This window comes from Streptomyces sp. NPDC031554 (assembly GCF_055580685.1).
Genome location: NZ_JBVIKX010000009.1, coordinates 144,318 through 152,646, shown reverse-complemented (window position 1 = coordinate 152,646; position 8,329 = coordinate 144,318). Strand labels below are relative to the sequence as shown.

Below are 8,329 nucleotides of genomic sequence, written 5' to 3'. Positions count from 1 at the left end.
TGCGGGCCGGGGCTGGGGGCCCGGGCCCGCGGGGGTGCCGGCGGGGGGGGGGGGGGGGGGGGCCCCCCCGGGCCCCCCCCCCCCCCCCGCTCGACTCAGGGCGAAGCCGGCGGGTACAGCGAGCGCGGCAGTTGCGACGCCGCCGCGGAGTCCAGCAGCCACAGGGTGCGGGCGAGGCCCCGCGCACCGGCCGCCGGAGCCTGGATCTCACCCGCGCCCGACAGGGCGATGGCCGCCGCCTGCGCCTTGTCCTCGCCGGCCGCCAGCAGCCACACCTCACGTGCCGCCCGGATCGCCGGAAGGGTGAGGGTGGTGCGGGTCGGCGGCGGCTTGGGCGCGCCGCGCACGCCGACCACCGTCCGCTCGGTCTCCCGCACGGCCGGGAGCTCGGGGAAGAGCGAGGCCACGTGGGTGTCCGGGCCGACGCCCAGCATCAGGACGTCGAAGGTGGGCACACGGCCGTGGTTCTCCGGGCCGGCCGCGCGGGCCAGCTCCTCCGCGTAGCCGGCCGCGGCCTCCTCCACGTCACCGCCGTGGGGGCCGTCCGACGCGGGCATGGCGTGCACGCGCTTCGGGTCCAGGGGCACGGAGTCCAGCAGGACCTCGCGGGCCTGCGTGACGTTGCGGTCCGGGTCGCCCTCGGGCAGGAACCGCTCGTCGCCCCACCACAGGTCGAGCCGGCCCCAGTCCACGGCGTCGCGGGCGGGGGCCGCCGCGAGCGCGGCCAGCAGACCGTTGCCGTTGCGGCCGCCGGTGAGGACCACGGACGCGTGGCCCCGGGAGGCCTGCGCGTCCACGATCTTCGTGATGAGACGGGCCGCGGCGGCCTGGGCCATCAGATCCTTGTCGTGATGCACGACGAGTTGGGGCGTGCTCACTTCGCGGCCGCCTTCCTCACCGGGGCCGGCGCCGCCGCTTCCCCCGCGGGTGCTTCCGCAGCCGCTTCGACGGGAGCGGCGACCGAGGCCCGTCCTCCTTCGGCGACCTCGCCCCCGGGGACTCCTCCTCCGGAGACTTCTCCTTTGGCGACTTCTCCTTTGGCGACGGCTTCCGGAGTGTCGGCCGTCGGTCCCGCCGCGGTGGGACCGACGGAACCGCGGTCGCCGCCGCCACCGGAGGTGTGCAACCGCTCCACCCCGAACCGCAGCGCCGACGCGTAGGTGTCGTCCGGGTCGAGCCGCCGCAGCTCCTCCGCGATCAGTTCCGCCGTGTCCCGGCGCTTGAGCGCCACCGCACGGTCGGGCTGCCCGTCGATGGACAGCGTGGCCAGCGAGCCGTCGGCCCGGTCCAGCACGATCGGCCCGCAGGACGTCGACAGCCGTACGGCGGTGAGGCCCGGCCCGTCGGACAGCGAGCGCTGGACGGGCACGCCCAGCCGGTCGCCGAGCCACATCGCCAGCAGCTCGCAGCTCGGGTTGAACTCCTCGCCCTCCACCTCGACCGACTCGACCTCGCAGGTGACCTGGTCGAGCGCCGCGGCCAGCATCGAACGCCAGGGCGTGATGCGGGTCCACGACAGGTCGGTGTCGCCGGGGGCGTAGGCCGTCGAGCGGGCCGTCAGGTCCCGCACCGGCTGCTCGGCGGCGTAGGTGTCGGTGACGCGGCGCTGGGCCAGCGCGCCGAGCGGGTCGGCGGCCGGGTCGAGCGGGGCGTTCACCGGCCACCAGGCGACCACCGGCGCGTCCGGCAGCAGCAGCGGCAGTACCACCGACTGCGCGTGGTCGGCCACCTCGCCGTACAGCCGCAGGACGACCGTCTCGCCGGTGCCCGCGTCCGCGCCCACCCGCACCTCGGCGTCCAGGCGGGACTGGGTGCGGTCGCGCGGGGAGCGGGAGACACGCTTGATCACCACGAGGGTGCGCGAGGGGTGCTCGCGCGACGCGTCGCCCGCGGCCTTGAGCGCGTCGTAGGCGTTCTCCTCGTCGGTGACGATGACCAGGGTGAGCACCATGCCCACGGCCGGTGTGCCGATGGCGCGGCGGCCCTTCACCAGCGCCTTGTTGATCTTGCTTGCCGTGGTGTCGGTCAGGTCGATCTTCATGGCCGGCGCCAGCTCCGTCCGTCTCGTTCGAGCATCTCGTCCGCCTCGACGGGCCCCCAGGTACCGGACTGGTACTGGGCCGGCGTGCCGTGCGCGTCCCAGTACTGCTCGATCGGGTCGAGGATCTTCCAGGACAGCTCGACCTCCTCGGTGCGCGGGAAGAGGTTCGAGTCGCCGAGCAGCACGTCCAGGATGAGGCGCTCGTACGCCTCCGGGCTGGACTCCGTGAAGGACTCGCCGTAGGCGAAGTCCATCGACACGTCCCGGATCTCCATCGAGGTGCCCGGCACCTTGGAGCCGAAGCGGACGGTGACGCCCTCGTCGGGCTGGACCCGGATGACGATCGCGTTCTTGCCCAGCTCCTCCGTCGCCGTGTGGTCGAAGGGGGAGTGCGGGGCGCGCTGGAAGACCACCGCGATCTCGGTGACGCGGCGGCCCAGGCGCTTGCCGGTGCGCAGGTAGAAGGGGACGCCCGCCCAGCGGCGGTTGTCCACCTCCAGCTTGATGGCCGCGTAGGTGTCGGTCTTCGACCGGGGGTCGATGCCCTCCTCCTGGAGATAGCCGACCGCCTTCTCGCCGCCCTGCCAGCCGGCCGCGTACTGCCCGCGCACGGTGGCGAGGCCCAGGTCCTTCGGCAGCCGGACGGCCCCGAGGACCTTGGTCTTCTCCGCGGCGAGCGCGTCCGCGTCGAAGGAGGCGGGCTCCTCCATCGCGGTCAGCGCCATCAGCTGCAGGAGGTGGTTCTGGATGACGTCGCGGGCGGCGCCGATGCCGTCGTAGTAGCCGGCCCGGCCGCCGATGCCGATGTCCTCGGCCATCGTGATCTGCACGTGGTCCACGAAGGACCGGTTCCAGATCGGCTCGAACATCGTGTTGGCGAAGCGCAGCGCCAGGATGTTCTGGACGGTCTCCTTGCCCAGGTAGTGGTCGATGCGGAAGACCTGGTCCGGGGCGAAGACCTCGTGGACGATCGCGTTGAGCTCCTCGGCCGACCGCAGGTCGTGCCCGAACGGCTTCTCGATGACCGCGCGCCGCCACGACCCCTTCGACTGGTCCGCCAGCCGGTGCTTCTTCAGCTGCTGGATGACCACGGGGAAGGCGCCCGGGGGCACCGACAGGTAGAAGGCGAAGTTGCCGCCCGTGCCCTGCGCCTTGTCGAGTTCGTCGATCGTCGAGCGCAGTCGCTCGAAGGCGTCGTCGTCGTCGAAGGTGCCCTGGACGAAGCGCATGCCCTGGATGAGCTGCTGCCAGACCTCCTCGCGGAAGGGCGTGCGGGCGTGCTCCTTCACCGCGTCGTGGACCTCCTGGGCGAAGTCCTCGTGGGCCCATTCGCGGCGGGCGAACCCGACCAACGAGAAGCCCGGCGGCAGCAGACCCCGGTTGGCGAGGTCGTACACCGCGGGCATCAGCTTCTTCCGCGACAGATCCCCTGTGACACCGAAGATGACCAGACCCGACGGCCCCGCGATGCGCGGGAGCCGTCGGTCTGCGGGGTCACGCAGCGGGTTGCTGCTCGACAAATTCTCAGCCCTCCGAAGGGGCGAGGCGCTGGAGCTCCGCCTCGGTCGACTTGAGCAGGTCGTTCCAGGACGCCTCGAACTTCTCGACGCCCTCGTCTTCCAGGAGCTGCACCACGTCGTCGTACGAGATCCCGAGCTTCTCGACCGCGTCGAGGTCGGCGCGGGCCTGCTCGTAGGTGCCGGCCACGGCGTCGCCGGTCACCTCGCCGTGGTCCTCGGTGGCGAACAGGGTCGCCTCGGGCATGGTGTTGACCGTGTTCGGCGCGACCAGGTCGACGACGTACATCGTGTCGCGGTACGCCGGGTCCTTCACGCCGGTGGACGCCCACAGGGCGCGCTGCTTGTTCGCGCCGGCCTTCTCCAGGGCGCTCCAGCGCTCGCCCGCGAAGACCTCCTCGTACGCCTGGTAGGCCAGCCGGGCGTTGGCGACGCCGGCCTTGCCGCGGGCGGCCTTGGCCTCGTCGGTGCCGAGCGCGTCGAGCCGCTTGTCGATCTCGGTGTCCACGCGGGACACGAAGAAGGACGCCACGGAGTGGATCAGGGAGAGGTCCAGGCCGCGCTCGCGGGCCTTCTCCAGGCCGGCCAGGTAGGCGTCCATGACCTGGCGGTAGCGCTCGAGGGAGAAGATCAGCGTGACGTTGACGCTGATGCCGAGGCCGATGACCTCGGTGATGGCCGGCAGGCCGCCCATCGTGGCCGGGATCTTGATCAGCGTGTTGGGGCGGTCGACCAGCCAGGCCAGCTGCTTGGCCTCGGCGACCGTCGCCTTGGTGTGGTGGGCGAGGCGCGGGTCGACCTCGATCGACACCCGGCCGTCCTGACCGCCGGTGGCGTCGAAGACCGGACGCAGGATGTCGGCGGCGTCACGGACGTCCGCCGTCGTGATCATGCGGATGGCCTCTTCGACCGTGACCTTGCGGGCGGCGAGGTCCGAGAGCTGCTGGTCGTAGCCGTCGCCCTGCGAGATCGCCTTCTGGAAGATCGAGGGGTTGGTGGTGACGCCCACGACGTGCTGCTGGTCGATCAGCTCGGCGAGGTTGCCGGACGTGATCCGCTTGCGGGACAGGTCGTCCAGCCAGATCGCGACGCCTTCCTCGGAGAGGCGCTTGAGTGCGTCTGTCATGGAATTACATCTCCTACGTGTCGTGTACGGGCGTCAGCGCTGGGCGGCCGCGAGGGATTCCCGGGCCTTGTCGGCCACGTTCTCGGCAGTGAAGCCGAACTCGCGGAAGAGGACCTTGCCGTCGGCCGAAGCACCGAAGTGCTCCAGGGAAACGATGCGGCCGGCGTCCCCGACGTACCGGTGCCAGGTGAGGCCGATACCCGCCTCGACGGCGACCCGGGCCTTCACGGAGGGCGGCAGCACGCTGTCCCGGTACCCCTGGTCCTGCTCCTCGAACCACTCCACGGACGGCATCGACACGACCCGCGTCGGCACGCCGTCGGCCTCCAGCAGCTCACGCGCCTCGACGGCCACGTGCACCTCGGAACCGGTGGCGATCAGGACCAGCTCGGGCGTCCCGGTGGAGGCCTCGACCAGGACGTAGCCGCCCTTGGCCGCGTCCTCGTTCGGCGCGTAGGTGGGCACGCCCTGGCGGGTGAGGACCAGACCGTGCGGGGCGCCCTTCCCGAAGACCTTGGTGTAGCGCTTGAGGATCTCGCGCCAGGCGATCGCGGTCTCGTTGGCGTCGGCGGGGCGGACCACGTTCAGGCCGGGGATCGCGCGCAGCGAGGCCAGGTGCTCGACCGGCTGGTGGGTGGGGCCGTCCTCGCCCAGGCCGACGGAGTCGTGCGTCCACACGTACGTCACCGGCAGGTGCATCAGGGCCGACAGCCGGACCGCGTTGCGCATGTAGTCGGAGAACACCAGGAACGTGCCGCCGTAGACGCGGGTGTTGCCGTGCAGGGCGATGCCGTTCATCTCCGCGGCCATCGAGTGCTCGCGGATGCCGAAGTGCACCGTGCGGCCGTACGGGCTCGCCTCCGGCAGGGGGTTGCCCTCGGGCAGGAACGACGACGTCTTGTCGATCGTCGTGTTGTTGGAGCCGGCGAGGTCGGCGGAGCCGCCCCACAGCTCGGGGACGACCGCGCCGAGCGACTGGAGCACCTTGCCGGACGCCGCGCGGGTGGCGACGCCCTTGCCCGGCTCGAAGACCGGGATCTGCTCCTCCCAGCCGGCCGGCAGCTCGGCCGCCGCGACGCGGTCGTACTCGGCCGCGCGCTCCGGGTTGGCGTCCCGCCACAGCTGGTAGGACTTCTCCCACTCCGCCTTCGCCTGGGCACCGCGCTCCAGGGCCTGCCGGGTGTGGGCGAGGACCTCGTCCGCGACCTCGAAGGACCGCTCCGGGTCGAAGCCCAGGACGCGCTTGGTGGCCGCGACCTCCTCGTCGCCGAGCGCCGAGCCGTGCGCGGCCTCGGTGTTCTGCGCGTTCGGGGCGGGCCAGGCGATGATCGAGCGCATCGCGATGAAGGACGGCCGGTCCGTGACCTGCCTGGCCGCCTCGATCGCGGCGTAGAGGGCGTGCGGGTCGAGGTCGCCGTCCGGCTTGGGGGCGACCCGCTGCACGTGCCAGCCGTACGCCTCGTACCGCTTGACGGTGTCCTCGGAGACGGCCGTCTCCGTGTCGCCCTCGATGGAGATGTGGTTGTCGTCCCACAGCAGCACGAGGTTGCCGAGCTTCTGGTGACCGGCCAGCGAGGACGCCTCGGCGGAGATGCCCTCCTGCAGGCAGCCGTCACCGGCGATGCAGTAGACGAAGTGGTCGAAGGGGGACTCGCCCTGCGGCGCCTGCGGGTCGAACAGGCCGCGCTCGTAGCGGGCCGCCATCGCCATGCCCACCGCGTTGGCGACACCCTGGCCCAGCGGGCCGGTGGTGGTCTCCACGCCCGTGGTGTGCCCGTACTCCGGGTGACCGGGGGTCTTCGAGCCCCAGGTCCTGAAGGCCTTCAGGTCGTCCAGCTCCAGGCCGAAGCCGGCCAGGTACAGCTGGGTGTAGAGAGTCAGGGACGAGTGGCCCGCGGACAGCACGAAGCGGTCGCGGCCGACCCAGTCGGCATCGGCGGGGTCGTGCCGCATCACCTTCTGGAAGAGGGTGTACGCGGCGGGCGCCAGGCTCATCGCCGTACCGGGATGGCCGTTGCCGACCTTCTGTACGGCGTCGGCGGCCAGGACGCGGGCGGTGTCCACGGCCCGCTGGTCCAGCTCGGTCCACTCGAGGTCTGTGGTGGTCGGCTTGGTGCTCACCCTGAGTCAGGGCTCCTCTCCACATGTCGAATACCGGTTGCTTCGGGCGCGCGCCCACCGGCTGCCGGTGACGGAATGACCACCGGCCGCGGTCGAGCCTACCCCCGTGAGGACGTGCGTTTTTTCGAGTCATTCCAGACTGCCGGGCCATTCGGGGATCCGCCTCCCGACCGGCCGAAGTCGCATTCGGCACATGAATACGGAGCCGCTCATCTGACTGCTCAATCGAGCCTCTGTGCGATTCGTGAGCGCGCCTCCTCGCGACGGCCGGAACCGCCGCCGGGCGTGGCCCCCCAACACGACCCCACCCCCGCGAAGCCCGGGGTATGGGCAACGTCTACAGTGGCGTGGTACGCGCGAGCCTTTACCCGTACTTCACGCGGGGAGGCTCGCTGGGATGTCTCTGTCAGGGGTGTGCGTGACGGCCGTTGAATCCCGTCCAGCGGGGGTTATCGGGACGAGCCAGAGCCCGAGCCGGCGGCCGGTGGGGGCCCGCGTCATGGCGTTCGTGGCGCTGACCAAGCCGCGGATCATCGAACTGCTGCTGATCACCACCGTTCCGGTGATGTTCTTGGCCCAGCAGGGGGTGCCGGACCTCGGTCTGGTGCTGCTCACCTGCCTGGGCGGCTATCTCTCCGCGGGCGGCGCCAACGCGCTGAACATGTACATCGACCGCGACATCGACGCCCTGATGGACCGCACCTCGCAGCGTCCACTGGTCACCGGAATGGTCAGTCCCCGCGAGTGCCTCGCCTTCGGCGTCACCCTCGCGGTCGTGTCGACCCTCCTGTTCGGCCTGACGGTCAACTGGCTGTCCGCCTGGCTGGCCCTCGGCGCGCTCCTCTTCTACGTCGTGGTCTACACGATGATCCTCAAGCGCCGTACCTCGCAGAACATCGTCTGGGGCGGCATCGCCGGCTGCATGCCGGTCCTCATCGGCTGGTCCGCCGTCACCGACTCCCTCTCCTGGGCGCCGGTCGTCCTCTTCCTCGTCATGTTCTTCTGGACCCCGCCGCACTACTGGCCGCTGTCCATGAAGGTGCGCGAGGACTACGCGCGCGTGGGCGTGCCGATGCTGCCGGTCATCGCCTCCAACAAGGTGGTCGCCAGGCAGATCGTCGTCTACAGCTGGGTGATGGTCGCCGTCTCGCTGCTGCTGACCCCGCTCGGCTACACCGGCTGGTTCTACACCACGGTCGCGCTCGCGGCCGGCGGCTGGTGGCTGTGGGAGGCGCACTCCCTCCAGAACCGCGCGAAGGCGGAGACCACGGGCGGCAAGCTGAAGGAGATGCGGCTGTTCCACTGGTCCATCACCTACGTCTCGCTGCTGTTCGTGGCGGTCGCGGTGGACCCCTTCCTGCGGTGAGGACCCCTTCCTGAGGACCCCCTGAACGGTCCGGCGGCCGGGGGGGGGGGGGGGGGGCCCCCCCCCCCCCCCCCGCCCGGGGGGGGCCCCCCCCCGGGGCGGGGGGGCGGGGGGGGGAACCACCACGCTGTGGTGTACCCCGGCCCGCACCGGGGCGC

6 protein-coding genes are annotated in these 8,329 nt (G+C 71.5%); 1 reads left to right on the top strand and 5 read right to left on the bottom strand.

What is annotated here, in order from left to right; all coding sequences use genetic code 11:
- Window positions 1-95: 95 nt before the first annotated feature.
- From pgl to tkt, 5 genes are read right to left on the bottom strand one after another with little or no spacing between them, the layout of a single operon-like run.
- On the bottom strand, window positions 96-878 hold the full coding sequence (gene pgl, locus ACZ5FU_RS23520; RefSeq protein WP_451530714.1) for a 6-phosphogluconolactonase: 783 nt from the start codon (window positions 876-878) through the stop codon (window positions 96-98).
- Window positions 875-2,041, bottom strand: a complete 1,167-nt coding sequence (gene opcA / locus ACZ5FU_RS23515) for a glucose-6-phosphate dehydrogenase assembly protein OpcA (protein ID WP_451530715.1) — start codon at window positions 2,039-2,041, stop codon at window positions 875-877. The genes pgl and opcA overlap by 4 nt, the downstream gene beginning before the upstream one ends.
- Window positions 2,038-3,561: a glucose-6-phosphate dehydrogenase gene (gene zwf / locus ACZ5FU_RS23510; protein ID WP_451530716.1), complete on the bottom strand. Its 1,524-nt coding sequence runs from the start codon at window positions 3,559-3,561 to the stop codon at window positions 2,038-2,040. Before zwf ends, opcA begins: the two co-directional genes overlap by 4 nt.
- 4 nt (window positions 3,562-3,565) lie before the next feature.
- Window positions 3,566-4,684: a transaldolase gene (gene tal, locus ACZ5FU_RS23505; RefSeq protein ID WP_469046551.1), complete on the bottom strand. Its 1,119-nt coding sequence runs from the start codon at window positions 4,682-4,684 to the stop codon at window positions 3,566-3,568.
- Between the two features lie 33 nt (window positions 4,685-4,717).
- Window positions 4,718-6,805, bottom strand: coding sequence for a transketolase (gene tkt / locus ACZ5FU_RS23500; protein ID WP_469046550.1), 2,088 nt, complete (start codon window positions 6,803-6,805; stop codon window positions 4,718-4,720).
- Between the two features lie 412 nt (window positions 6,806-7,217).
- Between tkt and ACZ5FU_RS23495 the strand changes: the two genes are divergently transcribed.
- Window positions 7,218-8,171 (top strand): heme o synthase, encoded by a 954-nt coding sequence (locus tag ACZ5FU_RS23495; protein ID WP_451530730.1) that lies wholly within the window; start codon window positions 7,218-7,220, stop codon window positions 8,169-8,171.
- The last annotated feature ends 158 nt before the right edge of the window (window positions 8,172-8,329 follow it).